The sequence below is a fragment of the Tenacibaculum sp. M341 genome (assembly GCF_004337695.1).
GTDB lineage: Bacteria > Bacteroidota > Bacteroidia > Flavobacteriales > Flavobacteriaceae > Polaribacter.
On sequence record NZ_SJXJ01000014.1, the window covers coordinates 101259 to 118143 of the forward strand.

Consider the following 16885-nt stretch of genomic DNA (forward strand, 5'->3'; position numbering starts at 1 on the left):
ATTTAAATATAAAGCATAAAAAAATCCTACTCTGATATTAATCAAAGTAGGATTTAATTTCATAATAAGAAAATGCCTTATTTACTATTTATTTTTCTTCTTGTAAGAAAAATGGTATTGTAAGTACTGATATGCATCTCTAGGTATAATTTTTATCCACTTTTTATAATGTAAGAACCAACCAAAACGAATAGAATTTATGTTTTTAGTTAAATAAGCAGCAATAAAAGGATGAACATTTAAAACAATGTCTTTATAATCCGTATTGCTGTTCATAATTTTGTCTAATTCAGCTTCAATTTTATCAATCAAAACTATAGGGGCTTCAACTTCTCCGTTTTTATTAGGATTAGGTTCTGTTGTTTTTATTTCGAGTTCAGGTCTAACTCTTTGTCGTGTAATTTGTACCAAGCCAAATTTACTTGGAGGTAAGATTTTGTGTTTAGTTCTATCTAAAGCCATTGCTTCTCTTAAATGCTGATATAATTTCTGTCTGTTTTCAGCAGATTTCATATCAATAAAATCAACAACTATAATACCACCCATATCACGAAGTTGTAATTGTCTAGCTATCTCTGTAGCAGCTATTAAATTAACTTCAAGAGCGGTTTCTTCTTGGTTTTTAGCTTTATTAGATCTATTTCCACTGTTTACATCAATTACGTGTAGTGCTTCAGTATGTTCTATAACTAAATATGCACCTTTACTCATTGATACAGTTTTACCAAACGATGTTTTTATTTGACGTTCAATTCCGTATTTTTCAAAAATAGGAGTAGAAGATTTATGTAATCGTACTATATTTTCCTTTTCTGGATATATTTTTTGCAAGTACTCTTTTATTTCAATCTTTAAACTTTCATCGTTTGTTACAATACTTGTAAAAGAATCGTTCATTACATCTCTTAAAATAGAAGATGCTCTATCTAACTCACTTAATACTTTTGTTGGGGTATTTGTGTTTGCAATTCTTTTGCAAAGTGTTTTCCAACGGTCTATTGAGTTTTGTAAATCTTTGTCAAGTTCTGCTACTTTTTTTCCTTGAGCAACAGTACGCAAAATAAGTCCAAACCCTTTAGGTTTAATACTTTTTGCTAACTTTTTTAAACGTTCTTTTTCGTTATTATCGGTAATTTTCTGTGATACCGACACTCTGTTAGAAAAAGGAACTAATACCAAATAACGTCCAGCAATAGAAAGCTCAGAGCTTATTCTAGGACCTTTGGTTGAAATGGGTTCTTTTACAATTTGTACTAATAAATTTTGACCTGATTTTAGTACATCGTTAATGCCTCCATCTTTGTCTATATCATCGACAGATTTGAAGTTTTTTAAAGTGAACTCTTTAAATTTACCTGTGCTTACTTTTTTGATGAATTTACTTAAAGAAAGTACTTGCGGACCTAAATCATGATAGTGTAAAAAACCATCTTTAGGGTAACCGACATTTACAAAAGCGGCATTTAATCCAGTCATAACTTTTCCTATTTTCGCAAGAAAAATATCACCAACTGAAAATTTGTTGTCGCTAGTTTCTTTGTTTAATTCAACAAGTCTACCATTTCTTAATAAGGCAAAATCTATATCAGAAGAATTTGACCGAATAATTAATTCTGTTTTCATCTGAAATAGTTTTGTGTTTACACAAGAATAGTGTAAACTGATTAAGATTTTTATAAGCAGGTATTAATAAAATACCAAATCGAGATTTTAATCTCGTATTTCAAAGAACTTTAGCTTTAGCTTTTAAAAAGCACAGAAAAAGTAAGTTAAAAACTTACTTTTTCTTATGACGATTTGCTCTCGCTCTTTTCTTTCTTTTGTGTGTAGAGATCTTAGCTCTCTTTCTTTTTTTACCACTAGGCATAATTAAAATGTTTTAGTTACTCTAACGAGTATGTTAATATTTTTATTTAACTGCAACCTTTGCTTTTACACCTTCAGTGAAAGTTTTAGCTGGTTTAAATGCAGGGATGTTGTGTGCAGGAATCTTAATAGTAGTGTTTTTAGAGATATTTCTACCAGTTTTTTCAGCTCTAGTTTTAATGATAAAACTTCCAAAACCTCTTAAATATACATTATCACCACTCTCTAAAGAATCTTTAACCTCAGACATAAATGCTTCAACTGTAGCTAAAACATCTGCTTTTTCTATTCCTGTTTTGTCTGAAATCTTCGATACGATATCTGCTTTTGTCATTTTATATATTTTTATATGATGTTTATTTTTTTCAAGGCTGCAAATATATGATAAATATATCTAATTCAAAAAGTTAAAAATACAAAAAAACCAAGATTTATAAGAATCTTGGTTTTTTTTATATCTAAACTCCTGTGTTATTGTAACACGAAAGCAAATGTAGGATTTGCTACACTAGTAAGAATCGGAGCAGTAGGATCAGTTATATCAACATTATAAGGTGAATTATCAATAAAAATATCAACCATAGGTTCAAATGAAGGAACAAATCTCCAATTTGTACCTGGATTAGCTTTAGTAATACTCATCTGTAATGGTTCTCCTGGTACTCCAGAAAAATCAAGTCCATGTGAAGCAATGGCACCACCAATTCTAAAAGTTATACTAGAATTTCCTATGTTAAAAATATCGCTTAAAGGAAAAGCTCCTCCAAAGTTTGGATCATGAGCTGCCTTAGCTACAGCAAATACATCTATAAATTCTTGAGGCATAAAACCTGGTCTTGCGGCTGTTACCCAAGAAATTGACATGTCAATAGGAGTATCAACAACTTCTATAGTCACACTTGCTGATTCATTTATTAATTTATTTGAATCAAATGTTAGTTCAGAAACTTCAACCCCATTAATCATAATAGGAGAATAAAATCTTACTCCAGTGGTAGTAAAAACTATAGGAATTGTTATATCTTCTGTATTTCCAATTAAACCTTTGGTAATAGTAATATTTCTGTTAGAAAAAGCTAAATTAGCATAACCTGAATCTATTTTTAAGAATAACTTTTTACCTAGTATATTATTAGATATTTGCGAAACTTTGGTCAAGTATTCTTGTGGTGTAGTTGTAAGCTTTCTTAAAAATAAATTATTACCTGTAACAGCACCTTTAGCTTTTAAAGTATTATCATCTACAATAGAAACAATAAATTCATAATCTCCACCTTTTGCTTGATATTCACTAGGTGAAGGTGTAGAGAATTCATGAAGCAAAGAGTTATTTTCATGAAATGTTAATAAAGAACCCCCTCTAGCTATAACATCATAAAGTGAAGATACGGGTGTGCTAAAGTCAGTTTGAGTTTCTGAATAAGCTTCAACATTATTTTTATCGTCGAATTTAACAATAAAATTGTATCCGCCTATATTTTGTTCTCTATGAGGAAAATATTCAAATACCCATCCATTATCAGATGAAATTAATTTGTTTTGAACTTCAGTTATGTTTTTATCAAGTCTCTCAGCTGCACTTGTATCAAACAGACCTTCATTTTCGTCATTACATGATATGAATAACATGCATAATAAAATGAAAGGAATATATTTTTGTATACTATTTTTCATCGTTTTTAATTTATATTATCAAAATCTTGCTCATCTAATCTACTAGCTCTGTCTAGTATTTCATCACGTAATTCATCTATATCTATAGACCAAGTTGTTGCTAAATAATTACGAACAATATTAATCTTCTGATTAATGATTGCTGCTCCGTCTGTACCCGCATCAACTAATGTTTGATTCCATCTATCAGGAGTAAAAGTTACATAGTGCGCAATTAACTCAACAAAATCCTCATTTGGTTCATTACTAGCATAATCACTAATATAACCTGCTTGTAAAGATTCACCAACACCCCAAGATTCATTCCAAGAATCACCTGTGTAAGTTGTAGGTGTAATTTGATTAAAATCTACAGAAAAAGGAAGAGTTTGATGCCATATGTGAGCAAATTCATGATAAATTGTTCTAAAGTAACGTCTAAATAATACTTCTACATCAGTTAAATCTAGGCTATTAACATCATATAATGATATTTTTCTACCAGATTCTGCTGTACCCAATATAACAGTTCCATTATTTTGAAAAGCTCCAGATCCAATTAAAACAACTTGCTTAGGAAAGTAGAATTTCATGAAGTTTTCAGGAGCTACTTTATCAAAAGGTTCAAAGCATAAAAACTTCATGATATTAGCCATTCTTATACTTTTTTCATAATCAGCAGGTACTACCGTTTGATTTAAGTTTAGTTCTATAAATGATAACTTATAATTTAGTTCAACGTTATATTTATCTACAAACTCTCTTTGTAAATAAGCATCGAAATCATTATTTACTTCATTTTCTATTCTAACTACCGATATATCTTCATTCGGTAAATTATCTTCATCACATGAACTAAAACATGTGAATAAAGGAATTGTAACTATAAATATTTTTAAAATACTTTTCATATCGTATAATTATTTTATCTAGGATTTGGTGTTAAACCAGCACTAATAACATCATTAGGTATTTGTAGAGCTTTTCTAGGATCAGATTTGCCTAATACATCTACCTCACTTATAGATCCGTCAGATCCATATACATATCTTGGAACCTCTATTCCGTATCTTTTTATATCAAACCATCTTAAACCTTCATGTAGAGTTAATACTCTTCTACTTTGTAAAACATAATGTAACATGTTTTCATGATCTTTATCTCTGATAGGAAAATCTGGGCTTAACTCTTTCTTTTGGTTAATACCTGTACCTGTAGAAGAAGTCAATTTAGAGTAATCTAATCCGTTATAAAAATCATTAACGTTAGTTAATGTTACATCAGTAGCAGGAAATGTAGAATAAAAATTTCTACTCCATGTATTTATGTCAGCTAAAGCATTGTCGTATTGTCCTAAATTTGTAAAAGCTTCCGCTCTTATTAATAATGCTTCATCATAAGTAAAAGGAACTGTAACTGTTCTTAAAAAACCGATTCCAGCTACAGGATCAGTTATTTCAAAAAGTCTAGGAGTCTTATAAAATAATGATTTATCTAAATTGTTAGCTGTATATATAAAAGGTTCAAAATTAAAAGAGCCTCTAGTAACTCCAGTAGCTGCTGACCAAGGTAACGGAGCAAATAAAGTTTGATTATCAGCTATAAAACGTGTGTGGTTAAAGCGTGAGCCAGTAAAAAAGCCACCAAAAACCTGACCAGCACTAGATATAGAAGTTTGTACTAAAAAATTATCTAAGTCAGTTATGTATTGATTGGCAACAACTTGCTCTTCTCTAGGGAGTGTACCAAAAAAGCTCCAGTTTCTAAGAGAACCACCATTATTAAGTGCAACAGTTGCATACTCTGCTGCTTTTTGCCAATTACCATAATATAAATAAAATCTAGCAGCAAAAGCAAAAGCTGCACTACGATTAAAATGATATGTCTTTACTTGATATATAGCATCATTGATTAAAGGTAATGCTTCTAAAATATCTTTTTCTATTTTAGCATAAACTTGAGAAACACTTTCTCTTTCATATTTAACATCTAATTCAGTTTCAGGTACCTCAAGATAAGGAATTCCTAGGTCAGAATCACTAGTTGAAGAATTGTAATGCCTAGCAAAAAGATTTACCAAAACAAAATGATTATATGCTCTTGTAATCAAAGCTTCACCTTTTTCTGCAGATAAATCGATGTCGTTTAATTGCTTTATAGCATCAAGTGCTTGATTAGAATGTGCAATAGCTTCATAGGCATTCCCCCAAATAGAAACTGGATCATCATTTCCAGCTCCAGCTACATCTTCCCAATAAGCCATTTCATCATATGATCTAATAGTATTTGGGTTTTCTAATCCAAAATCATCTATATTATCACTAGCTAATTCAGTCATCATGATGAAATTACTAGTAGAATATGCTGAAGTTAATAAAGCTCTAATCTTTTCGTTCGAATCTAATTCTATTCTATTATCTGGAGTTTCATCTAAAAACTCACTACATGATGTAAAAGTGATAAAAGATAATAAAATATAGAGTATTATATTTTTTTTATTCATCATTGTTTTTTTATATTCCTAATCTTAATGTAAAAGTAATTTGTCTAGCTATAGGAGCTGAAACACCACCAGATCTAAAAAATTCAGGATCTTGTCCTCTTAATTTGTCGTCTGAGTAAAGTAAAAATAAGTTAGTTGCTTGAAGCTTTATAGCTAAGCTACTTAAGTTTAAGTTCTCTACTAAGTCTTTATTAAATTGATAACCTAATGAAATTTGTTTTAATCTTATAAAATCACCTTTAGCAACTCTCTCATCAGTATAGTTATATAAATTATACGCAGTAGCTAAATTAAAAGCACCATAGTTTTGTTCTTGAAGTCTTGTGGCGATAACAGGGATGTTAGTAAAGTTTTCGTCACCAGGTACTATCCATCTATCTTCGAATTCTTTAGGGAACGCTGTTAAATCAGAATATTGTGAATCAAATATAGGGTCTAATCGAACTACATTACCAAATGAATAGGTAGCAAATACATTCAATGAAAAGCCACCATAAGTAAATGTATTATTTAAACTTCCTGTATCAGTTGGATCTACAGAGCCCGAATATTCAAGAAAATCAACATTATCTCTTTCTTGTAGATTAACATCAAAAACTGTTGTTTCTCCATTTTCGTTGGTAAATGTAGGTAACCCTTCATCATTTAAACCATTAAAAGGAATAGAAAATATAGATCTTACAGGGTATCCTTGTCTAGCAAATCCTGTACCAGCAACTAAATCTATAACTCTTGAATTATTATCTAATTTCGTAACCTCATTCTGTGCTTTAGCATATACAAAATCAGTTGTCCAAGAGAACTTATCAGTTTTAATATTTACTGTAGATAAAGAAAATTCTAAACCATCAGATTTTAGTTCAGCAATATTACCAAACTTATTTACTTGTCCTCCGATTCCTTGAGTTGTAATTGGTCCTATTAAATCAAAATTGTCTCTTTTGTACCAATCTAATCCTAAAGTTATTCTGTCATCAAAAAGACCTGCATCAAAACCTAAATTTAATTCATGTTTTTTCTCATAAGTTAAATTACTATTTTCTAGTTCATCGATAAAAAGAGCAGATTCTTTTACTGAAGATATAGGTCTCCAAGGATTAGTACTTCTAATTACAGCTAAAGAGTTAGTAATGTTAAATGGACCAACATCAGCTGTTAAACTATAAGATCCTTTTAATGTTAAACGATTTAAAGTAGGTCTTAAGTCATCGAAAAAGCTTTCTCTGTGAGCATTCCATGAACCAGAAACATTCCAAGTAGGAAGCCATCTAGATTGTGTAGATTTTCCTAGTCTATTTGTTCCTTCATATCTAACTGTTCCTGTAACTGTATATTTTTTATCCCATGAATAAGTTAAGTTACTGAAGAAAGCTAAATTTCTTTCTCTCGTGTTATTAACACCATAATACAAGTTGTTTTCTTCTACACCTTTTTTAAATAGTTCGAAATTGTAGAAAGGAACTTCGCCTAAAGAGTATTGTAACCCCCATCCAGTGAAGTTTGATATACTACGATCAACTGAGTTAGATTGCATACCAACATAAGCATTAATAGTATGAATGTCGTTAAAAAGATTTTTATAAGATAAAGTTGATCTAAAATCATACCCAACAGTCTCATAATCTGTCCTTCTGTATATTCCTCCTTCAGGTAAAACGCTTATTGGTTGAGCAAAAGGATTGTCAGGGTCTGTGTAAAGGAAAGGATTGCTATCTCTAACTAAAGTGTTGATAGGGTCAGTACCTGCTCTATATGCATTAGCTTGATTAGAGAATTCAGTTGAATGATGTTCTTGCGTTGAAGTCTGATATTTTATAGCTCCTAAAGCGCTGATTTCTAGTTCAGGAGTAATATCGTATTTCAATTCTGTTTGGAACCTCATATTAACAGCACTTAAATCTATATAGTTTTCTTCAAGTTCTTTAAGTATGTTGAAGTCAGCAAAATTACTGGTGTATATAGTTTTAGGATCTAGAGTTCTAGATGAATTTAATGCAAAAGAGTAAGGGTTTATATCAAAATCCCTTTTTACCTCACCAGAAACAATATCTATATCTCTTGATAAAGTACCAGGAGCTCTTTGACTTCTAATAGAAGCATTGCTTATAGTGTTGATAGTGAATCTGTCAGATAATTTGAAATTAGAGTTGAAGTTAGCAGTATATCTATTAACATTACTAGATTTTGTCCATCCTGGATCAACTAAAGCACTTACAGAACCATAATAACTTGCTTTTTCAGTACCAGAAGAAAAACTCATAGAATGGTTTTGCATAACGTTAGCAACAAATAATTCGCTAAACCAATCTGTATTCCTGTATTCCGCTTGTCTTAAAAATTCAGCAATTCCTTGACCATTATTTTTTACAACAAAATTACCATTAGAATCTAGTGTGTAAAAATTCTCATATAAAGTTCTATATATTCCAGATTCACTTCCGTTAAAAACACTAGCTTGAGTTAACCAACCACCTCTTCTCATTTCTTCATAAACAGATAACTGTTCTTGAGAATTCATAAGGTTAAAATCATTATAGCTTGGAATAAATCTAAATGTAGATTCATTTGTGTAGTTAAAAGTACTAATACCTGAACGACCTTTTTTAGTTGTAATAACAATTACCCCTCCTTTAGCTCTAGCACCATATACAGAAGTTGCAGAACCATCTTTTAGCACTTCAAAGCTTTCAATATCGTCTGCATTTAAACCTGCAACAGCAGAACTAATAAGAGTAGTTGCATCACCAGAAGATAAATCATCAGCAGATACTTGTATAAGATCTTCTAATATAACACCATCAATAACCCATAGAGGTCTTGAACCACCTAAGATAGATGTAGCTCCTCTAATTCTAATTTTAGGAGCAGTACCAAAAGTACCAGATACATTTTGTACTGTTACACCTGCAGCTCTACCTTCTAGAGCCCTACTGATGTTAGGTACACCGTCTAGTTTAATTTCTTCTGCCTTTAATGTTTTTGCAGCACCCGTAAAGATTTTTCTGTCTGTAACAGTTAAACCTGTTACAACGACTTCATCTAACAAGTCTAATTCTTCTTCAAGGTAAACGTTGATTGTTTCAACATCACCTACAACTCTTTCAGCTGTCTTCATTCCGATGAAGCTGTAAATAAGTGTTTTACCTTTTGAGACTGAGATAGAGTAATTACCATCAAAATCAGTCTCAACACCTCTTGTTGTACCTTTAACTAATATCGTAACCCCTGGTAGCGGTCCGTCTTTATCGGAAACTAAACCTGATACAGTAACATTTTGAGCAAAAGTTACCTGTGCAAGAAGAGTTAGCACGATTATTAGTGTACTTCTTAAGTTTTTAATAACCATTTATTATAAATTAAGGATTAATTCAAACGTAAAGCAACAATTTTTTTTTGAGAAATCAAAAATTAACATGCTTTAACTTTTAAAACACAAACATACGTTAAAATTATCAAAAAAAAGATTTGTTTTTTGTTTGATGTTTGGTTAAAAAACTAAACAAAATGTTAAAGAAGTTTTCTCGTAAATTTGCAAAATCAAATTTTTTTAGGTGAATTTTAAAGAAACATTAATTTATTGGTATGCTCAAAATAAGAGAGAGCTTCCTTGGCGTAAAACCCAGAATCCATATCATATTTGGCTTAGCGAAATCATGCTACAGCAGACCAGAGTTCAACAAGGTTTGCCTTATTTTTTGAAGTTTACAGAAGCCTTTCCTACGCTGTTTGATTTAGCAAATGCAGAAGAAAGTTATGTGTTAAAATTATGGCAAGGTTTAGGGTATTATTCTAGAGCTAGGAATTTACATTTTACAGCAAAATACATAGCAAATGAATTAAATGGTGTTTTTCCTGATAGTTATAAAGGATTGTTGAAGTTAAAAGGAGTTGGAGATTACACTGCGTCAGCAATAGCTTCTATATGTTTTAACGAAGCTTCGGCGGTGGTTGATGGTAATGTATACAGGGTGCTGTCTCGTTATTACGGAATTGAGACTCCCATTAACAGTACTCAAGGAATTAAAAATTTTAAGGAATTAGCCCAGTCTTTAATAGATGTTGATAACCCAGGTACATTTAATCAAGCTATTATGGATTTTGGTGCTACTCAGTGTAAGCCTCAAAATCCTGATTGTAACATTTGCCCTTTTGTCAATAGTTGTGTTGCTCATGAGAAAGATCTAATTCAATCTTTACCAGTTAAAACCAAAAAGATCAAGGTTAAAAAAAGATATTTTAATTATTTGGTTGTAGAGTTGGATAATGATACTACTGTTTTGGAAGAACGAACTGAAAAGGGAATTTGGCAAAATTTATATCAATTTCCATTGATTGAATCGTCAAAAATTATTGATGAGGAAGCTTTGGTAAAAGAGGAGTTGTTTCAATCTTTATTTAAAAAAGAGGTCTCTATTAAGCTTTTCAATCATGAGTCAATAGTTCATAAATTGTCACATCAGCACTTGTATACAAGGTTTTGGATTGTAAAAACAAGTGAAGTGAATCAAAGCACGATTTCTTGGAGTAAAGTAGAAGAATTTCCAGTGTCGATTTTAATTCATAAATTTTTAGAAAATTACAAAAACAGCGAAAATTAAATTTTTGTATATTTGATTTTTGCACTTAAAATTAGCAATGGCAGGAACGATAAATAAAGTTATATTGATAGGTCATTTAGGAGATGAAGTGAAAATGCACTATTTTGAAGGAGGTAATTCAATAGGTCGTTTTCCTTTAGCAACAAATGAGTCTTACACAAATCGTCAAACAGGCGAAAGAATTACAAATACAGATTGGCATAATATTGTTGTTAGAAACAAGCTAGCAGAGATTTGTGAAAAATACCTTAGTAAAGGAGATAAAGTATACTTGGAAGGAAGAATTAAAAATCGTCAGTACGAAGTTGAAGGTCAAAAAAGGTATACAACAGAAATTCATGTACAAGACATGACTTTCTTAACTACAAAAAAGGAGACAACTCCTGAAAACCCTGCATCAGCACCAATACCAAATGCACCAAATAATAATTCATCAGATGATAATGATGATTTGCCATTTTAGTTTAATTAAATTGTAAACATTGGATCCAGAGCCCCATCTTTTATTCATATCATCATCAATATTTGTAAACTCAGTTAGTTTAATAGCATTGTTTGTGTTATTAATTTGTTCCGCATTAATATCAGGAACTGAAGTTGCATTTTTTTCTATTTCTCAAACTGAAATAGACGAGTTAGATGAAAAAACAAAAGGGGAGAGTATTGTAGTGAAGCTTTTGGAGAAGCCAAAGAAGTTACTCGGAACTATATTGATAACCAATAATTTTATAAATATTTTAGTGGTGCTAATCTTTGCGTCGCTAGATGAATTTATGTTTGGAAACATTAATTTTTCGATTGATTTATGGTTTGTTCATATTTCAAATTCAGTCGTAAAAGTGTTCATTCAAGTAGGATTGGTTACTTTTTTAATTTTATTATTCGGAGAAGTTTTGCCAAAAGTGTATGCTAGCAGAAAATCGTTGCACTTTGCATCAATTATGGCAAAGCCAATTCATGTGCTAAATGTTATTTTAACACCTTTGAATATTCCTCTCACAAGTTTAACGAATAGTATTGAGCGAAAATTAGGAGGGAAAAACAGCAATTTATCTGTAGAGAAATTATCACAGGCGCTTGAGTTAACTTCAGAGCATTCTACAACAAAAGACGAACAAAAGATTTTAGAAGGAATTGTAACTTTTGGAAATACAGAAACGGTTCAGATTATGAAACCTAGAACAGATGTTTGTGCTATTTCTAATACGTTTAGTTATGACAAAGTATTGAATACAATATTAAAAAACGGGTATTCTAGAAATCCTGTATATGAAGAAAATATAGATAATATTATAGGTATATTGTATGCCAAAGACTTGTTAGCCCATTTGAATAAAAAAGATTTTAATTGGCAAAGCTTAATTAGAAAACCTTTTTTTATTCCCGAGAATAAAAAGTTAGATGATTTGTTAAAGGAGTTTCAAGAGAAAAAGAATCATTTAGCAATTGTAGTTGATGAATATGGAGGAACAAGCGGAATTGTAACGTTAGAGGATGTTATTGAAGAAATTGTAGGTGATATTAATGATGAGTTTGATGATGATGACTTATCGTATTCTAAAATAGATGAAAATAACTTTATTTTTGAAGGCAAGGTTACTGTGAAAGATTTATGTAGGGTGTTAGAAGAAGATGAAGCAATTTTTGAAGAAGAAAAAGGTGAAAGTGAAACTTTGGCTGGTTTTATATTAGAAATATCAGGAAGGTTTCCTAGAATAGGAGATAAAATAAATTATAAAAAAGAGTATACTTTTACTATTGAAGCGTTAGATAGAAAAAGAATTAAACAAATTAAAGTTACACGTAATGTATAAGTCAGTTCTGTTATTTTTATTTATTGTTTTAAGTCTGTTGTCTTGTAAAAATGAAACGCTTCCAAAACCTAAAGCACAGCTTAGTTTGGTTTATCCGAAGAAAGAATACGTTTCAATGAATGTTGAGAGACCTTATATGTTTGAGGTTTTAAATAGTACAACTATTAAAAAGCAACCTAAAAATTGGTTGAAAATACAATATCCGTCATTGAATGCTTCTGTAGATATTACTTACAGACCAGTAAATAATAATTTAAAAGAATTGTTAGTAGAGGCTGAAAAATTAGTTTTTGAGCATACAGTAAAAGCAGATAATATTTCTTGGAGAGAATATTCTAATTCAGAAAGAAAGGTATACGGAAAAATGTGTGAAATTTTAGGAAATGCAGCTTCGCAAGTTCAGTTTCATGTAACAGATAGTTCTCAACACTTTTTAAAGGCTTCGTTGTTTTTCCATAGAAAACCTAATTACGATAGTATTTTACCAGCAGTAGATTATATTAAAAAAGACATGATTCATATCATGGAAACACTACATTGGAAAAATAAGGATCAATAAAAAAAAACACTTATCAGTAATTAACAAAGCTACAATTACTGATAAGTGTTTGTGAAGATTAGTCTTTTTTCTTCTTCTTTTTACCGAATAAACCACCTAAAACGTCTTTTACTTTATCAACAGTTTTGTCTGATTTATTATTGGTAGCAGAAGATTTACCGTCATCTTTTTTAGTGCCGCCTAGTAATCCGCCAATAGCTTTATCAACTAATTTACTCTTTTGTTTTTGTACTAATTGAGTAGTTAAATTACTAACGGCTGATTTTAAGTCTGTTTTCACAGATGGTTGTGTGAAGCTTCCAGAAAAATTAGCAGTAACAGGTACTTTAGTGTTTTTGCTATCAGCATCTGCTTTCGCTAATAAATTAGTAACTTCTTTTCCTAAGTATTTCGCAGGAACATTAAAAGTAGCATTATAATCCATTAACTGATCAAAACTATGACTACCTCCAACTTGAATATCAATATCCTTATACTTTAAATTAAAAGGCTTTACATTCACCTTTCCTTTATCGAATGTAAGATTCGTTTTTATGTCTTTTAAATTAAGTTCTTTTAGATTTACAAAACCTAAGTTTTGGTCTAATAAGCTTAACGCTTTTGAGTTTTTAGGTTCAATGTTAGTAGCTAACACTTCAGCTAAAGCTTTTCCTGTCATAGAAGATAAGTTAGGTGTAAAATCATCATTCAAGTTTCCAGATAAATTTAAGCTGGTGTTTAGTTTTCCTTGTAAAACATCAGCAATAGGAGATAACATTTTAAACAGCTCAATATTTTTAAAAGATTCACTAATATTGAATGATTTAATACCCATGTCCATATCAAAAATAGGTTGTTCTTTTTGGGTGTTAACAGTACCGTTTAAGGCAATGTTACCGCCAAACATATTTCCGTTTACATTTTTTAAAGTAGCTTTTTCGTCTTTAATAATTAAAGTTCCAGTAACGTCATTCAATTTTAAATTATCATAATGTACTTCGGTAGCTTTCGCATTTACTACGCAATCTAAAAAAGCAGGAATTTTTAATTTTTCCTTTGGTTGTTCTGATGTTTTTGTAGGTGTTTCTTCTGTTTGAGTTGTTTCTTCACCAGTATCAGGTACCATAAAATCACTTACTTTAAATGAAGAAGAATTTAAGTTAAAAGTTCCTTGTAGTTTTTTGTCAGATAAAACAAATCCTAATAAATTATTTAAAGTTCCAGTAGCTTTTAAATCGCTATCACCTGTTTTAGCATCAAAATTAGTTAGTGATATTTTAGTAGGTTTAAAATCTACAGTAGCATTGTTAATTTGTAAAGGTTTCGCAATGGCATCTCCACTAAATAAAAAGTTATCCATAGCTACCTTACCTTCTGTTTTTATACGTTGGTATTTATTGTTTTGTACGGCATCTAAATCAAAACTAGCATTTACGTTAGCGGTGATTACTCCGTTTAATTTATTCTTTAATTCCAGCGGATATACATCGTTTAAATGACTTAAATCGATTTTTCCGTTTACGGTAGACTTTACATATGGGTTTTTAGTTAAGTTTTTAATTAATGCATTTCCGCTAAACTTGTTATCGTCAATTTTAAAAGCTAATTGTTGTACGTTTACAAAAGTGTCGTCAAGCTTTCCTGTATTGTTTTTAATTTGTGTGTTAATAACAATGTTTTCAACACTTTTTGGTAAGCTAGGGTATTTAAAAGAAGCATTGTTAGAAGAGATGGTTACGTCTATTTTCGGAATTGTTGTTTCTGTAACCACACCATCTACTTTGCCAACAATACTAAAATCACCAGTAGTTTTAACATCGGCTATGTTTTTAGCATATTCTTCAGGAATTAAAGCTAAAAAGTTTTTAAAGTCAGATGAAGGTGTTTTAAAGTTTAAATGAATGTCTTGACTCTCGTCTTTATTCAACTGAACAAAACCATCAAAAATTAATGGTAACTGATTGATGTGTGCTTCGTTTTTTAAGAAAGAATATTTGCTGTTTTCTAGGTCTAAAGCCAGCACAGCAGACAAATCTAAATGCTGATTGTTAACTAAAGTACTTCCATCTTTTTCAAATAGAATACTAGTAGATGTTTTAGTGTCTAACTCTGTGGTTTTTTGAGAAAAATCGCCACTACCAGAATGGCTAAAATCAGATAAAACCACATTCATTTTTCCTTTAGCATCATTATATTTAAAAGTACCATTAGTAATTGCGTACGATTGTAATGATAAGCTAAAGTTGCTAGCTTCAGTATTTTCTTCTGTAACTTCTGAATTATTAGTGTTTACTGCTGTTTTAGCAATGTCATAATTAGCATTTCCGTTTTCATCAACTTTAATATTAACTAAAGCATTGTCAATTAAAAATGAGTTAATATTAAGTTGTGAGTTAGCGCTTTTAAAAACTTCAGTTAGTTTCAATTTTAGTTGAATAGTTTCACTGTAAACTAAGGTATCACCTTCAAAAGGATCAAAATTAGTAACCAATACATCTTTTAATTCTACAGAAGCCTTCGGAAAGTTTTTTAATAAGCTTAAATTTGCATCAGAAAATTCAACTTTTGCATTTACATTATTGTTGATAGTTTCTTTGATTAGTGCTACAATTTTATCTTGAAATAGATATGGTATTGCAGCCAAAGCAACTATTAAAACAACAAAAATGATAGCGACTATTTTAAGAATTTTTTTCATGATACAAATGATTTTGTTTCTATAACGGTAAAAAGCAGTAATTATGCATTTCTGTTCCGTTGGGATTAGCGAATTATCATACAAAGTTAACAGGAAAGGGTTAATATTGTAGTTAAAAAAATGTTTCTTTTTTGAAAAATACAAGTCAATATTCTAAAATAATAAAGCAGCATGCCAAACGATTAGGTTTTTTATCGTGTGGTATTGCGAAGGCTGATTTTTTAGAAAAAGAAGCGCCGCGTTTAGAAGCTTGGTTAAAAAATGATTACCATGGAAAAATGCAGTATATGGAGAATCATTTTGATAAACGATTAGATCCAAGATTATTGGTAGAAGGGTCTAAATCGGTGATTTCTCTTGCGTATAATTACTTCCCAGAAGAACAGCAGAAAGACGATACTTATAAAATTGCTAAATATGCCTATGGAGAAGATTATCATCATGTGATTAAAAATAAATTGTTTGAATTATTAGCATGTATTCGTGATGAAATTGGAGAGGTAGATGGACGTTGTTTTGTGGATTCAGCTCCGGTTTTAGAAAGGGCTTGGGCGGAAAAAGCAGGTTTGGGTTGGAATGGAAAACATACTTTGTTAATTCAGAAACAACAAGGGTCTTTCTTTTTTTTAGCTGAATTAATTATTGATTTAGAGTTAGAATATGATACTCCTTTTACAACCGATCATTGCGGTTCATGTACGCGTTGTATTGATGCGTGTCCTACTAAAGCTATTTTGCCCAATAATCAATTAGATGGTAGTAAATGTATTTCATATTTAACCATTGAGTTAAGAGATAATATTCCGACACAGTTTAAAGATCAAATGCAAGATTGGGTGTTTGGTTGCGATATTTGCCAGGACGTTTGTCCGTGGAATAGATTCTCCAAACAACACAATGAGTCGTTATTCAATCCCAAAGAAAATTTATTAGAACTTACAAAATCTGATTGGAAAGAACTTACCGAAGAAACTTTTAGAAAAGTGTTTAAAAAATCGGCGGTAAAACGAACAAAGTATGTTGGTTTAATGCGGAATGTTGGGTTTTCTAGTAACAGATAAAAATATCAAACAAAATAATTTTTTATTCAAAAGTGTCATCCTATGTTTGTATTAGGAATAAATTTTATTAAAGTTTTAGATTTAGAGATTTAATAAAAGGAGAAAGAACAAGACAAAAGCTCGTCATTAGTTTACAAAACAGTTCGCAATGGCT

At 30.6% G+C, this 16885-nt stretch carries 12 protein-coding genes; 5 read left to right on the forward strand and 7 right to left on the reverse strand.

Annotated elements, in window-relative coordinates; all coding sequences use genetic code 11:
• Window positions 1-84: 84 nt before the first annotated feature.
• From EYW44_RS15815 to EYW44_RS15840, 6 genes are all read right to left on the reverse strand, one after another.
• A complete protein-coding gene (locus tag EYW44_RS15815; protein WP_132724817.1) occupies window positions 85-1623 on the reverse strand; it encodes an Rne/Rng family ribonuclease in 1539 nt (512 codons plus the stop codon).
• A gap of 286 nt (window positions 1624-1909) precedes the next feature.
• Complete coding sequence (locus EYW44_RS15820) at window positions 1910-2200, reverse strand: HU family DNA-binding protein (protein WP_075340504.1); 291 nt, start codon at window positions 2198-2200, stop codon at window positions 1910-1912.
• A gap of 137 nt (window positions 2201-2337) precedes the next feature.
• Window positions 2338-3540, reverse strand: coding sequence for a DUF4302 domain-containing protein (locus EYW44_RS15825; RefSeq protein ID WP_132724819.1), 1203 nt, complete (start codon window positions 3538-3540; stop codon window positions 2338-2340).
• A 5-nt stretch (window positions 3541-3545) separates the two neighbouring features.
• Window positions 3546-4430 carry a zinc-binding metallopeptidase gene (locus tag EYW44_RS15830; protein ID WP_132724821.1) on the reverse strand — a complete coding sequence of 295 codons (885 nt, stop codon included), beginning with the start codon at window positions 4428-4430 and terminating at the stop codon, window positions 3546-3548.
• A 14-nt stretch (window positions 4431-4444) separates the two neighbouring features.
• Window positions 4445-6022, reverse strand: coding sequence for a RagB/SusD family nutrient uptake outer membrane protein (locus EYW44_RS15835; protein ID WP_132724823.1), 1578 nt, complete (start codon window positions 6020-6022; stop codon window positions 4445-4447).
• 10 nt (window positions 6023-6032) lie between these two features.
• A complete protein-coding gene (locus tag EYW44_RS15840) occupies window positions 6033-9368 on the reverse strand; it encodes a SusC/RagA family TonB-linked outer membrane protein (protein ID WP_132724825.1) in 3336 nt (1111 codons plus the stop codon).
• A 205-nt stretch (window positions 9369-9573) separates the two neighbouring features.
• Between EYW44_RS15840 and mutY the strand changes: the two genes are divergently transcribed.
• The 4 genes from mutY to gldD are packed head-to-tail and all read left to right on the forward strand — an operon-like array spanning window position 9574 to window position 12993.
• Complete coding sequence (gene mutY, locus EYW44_RS15845) at window positions 9574-10620, forward strand: A/G-specific adenine glycosylase (RefSeq protein WP_132724827.1); 1047 nt, start codon at window positions 9574-9576, stop codon at window positions 10618-10620.
• Between the two features lie 37 nt (window positions 10621-10657).
• Window positions 10658-11083, forward strand: a complete 426-nt coding sequence (locus EYW44_RS15850) for a single-stranded DNA-binding protein (protein WP_132724829.1) — start codon at window positions 10658-10660, stop codon at window positions 11081-11083.
• 19 nt (window positions 11084-11102) lie between these two features.
• Entirely contained in the window at window positions 11103-12434 is a 1332-nt protein-coding gene (gene gldE, locus EYW44_RS15855) for a gliding motility-associated protein GldE (protein WP_165872250.1), read from the forward strand.
• Entirely contained in the window at window positions 12427-12993 is a 567-nt protein-coding gene (gldD, locus tag EYW44_RS15860) for a gliding motility lipoprotein GldD (protein WP_132724831.1), read from the forward strand. Before gldE ends, gldD begins: the two co-directional genes overlap by 8 nt.
• A gap of 58 nt (window positions 12994-13051) precedes the next feature.
• On the opposite strand, the gene EYW44_RS15865 is transcribed toward gldD, so the two are convergent.
• The gene (locus tag EYW44_RS15865; protein ID WP_132724833.1) at window positions 13052-15670 is read right to left on the reverse strand and encodes an AsmA family protein; all 2619 of its coding nucleotides are present in this window, start codon (window positions 15668-15670) and stop codon (window positions 13052-13054) included.
• Between the two features lie 131 nt (window positions 15671-15801).
• Here EYW44_RS15865 and queG point away from each other — a divergent pair, with 131 nt between their 5' ends.
• The gene (gene queG, locus EYW44_RS15870) at window positions 15802-16731 is read left to right on the forward strand and encodes a tRNA epoxyqueuosine(34) reductase QueG (RefSeq protein WP_132724835.1); all 930 of its coding nucleotides are present in this window, start codon (window positions 15802-15804) and stop codon (window positions 16729-16731) included.
• The last annotated feature ends 154 nt before the right edge of the window (window positions 16732-16885 follow it).

Bases quoted from the DNA above. Each gene is read 5' to 3' on its own strand.
- EYW44_RS15815 (WP_132724817.1), bottom strand. From the start codon at position 1,623: ATGAAAACAGAATTAATTATTCGGTCAAATTCTTCTGATATAGATTTT.
- EYW44_RS15820 (WP_075340504.1), bottom strand. From the start codon at position 2,200: ATGACAAAAGCAGATATCGTATCGAAGATTTCAGACAAAACAGGAATA.
- EYW44_RS15825 (WP_132724819.1), bottom strand. From the start codon at position 3,540: ATGAAAAATAGTATACAAAAATATATTCCTTTCATTTTATTATGCATG.
- EYW44_RS15830 (WP_132724821.1), bottom strand. From the start codon at position 4,430: ATGAAAAGTATTTTAAAAATATTTATAGTTACAATTCCTTTATTCACA.
- EYW44_RS15835 (WP_132724823.1), bottom strand. From the start codon at position 6,022: ATGAATAAAAAAAATATAATACTCTATATTTTATTATCTTTTATCACT.
- EYW44_RS15840 (WP_132724825.1), bottom strand. From the start codon at position 9,368: ATGGTTATTAAAAACTTAAGAAGTACACTAATAATCGTGCTAACTCTT.
- EYW44_RS15850 (WP_132724829.1), top strand. From the start codon at position 10,658: ATGGCAGGAACGATAAATAAAGTTATATTGATAGGTCATTTAGGAGAT.
- gldD (WP_132724831.1), top strand. From the start codon at position 12,427: ATGTATAAGTCAGTTCTGTTATTTTTATTTATTGTTTTAAGTCTGTTG.
- EYW44_RS15865 (WP_132724833.1), bottom strand. From the start codon at position 15,670: ATGAAAAAAATTCTTAAAATAGTCGCTATCATTTTTGTTGTTTTAATA.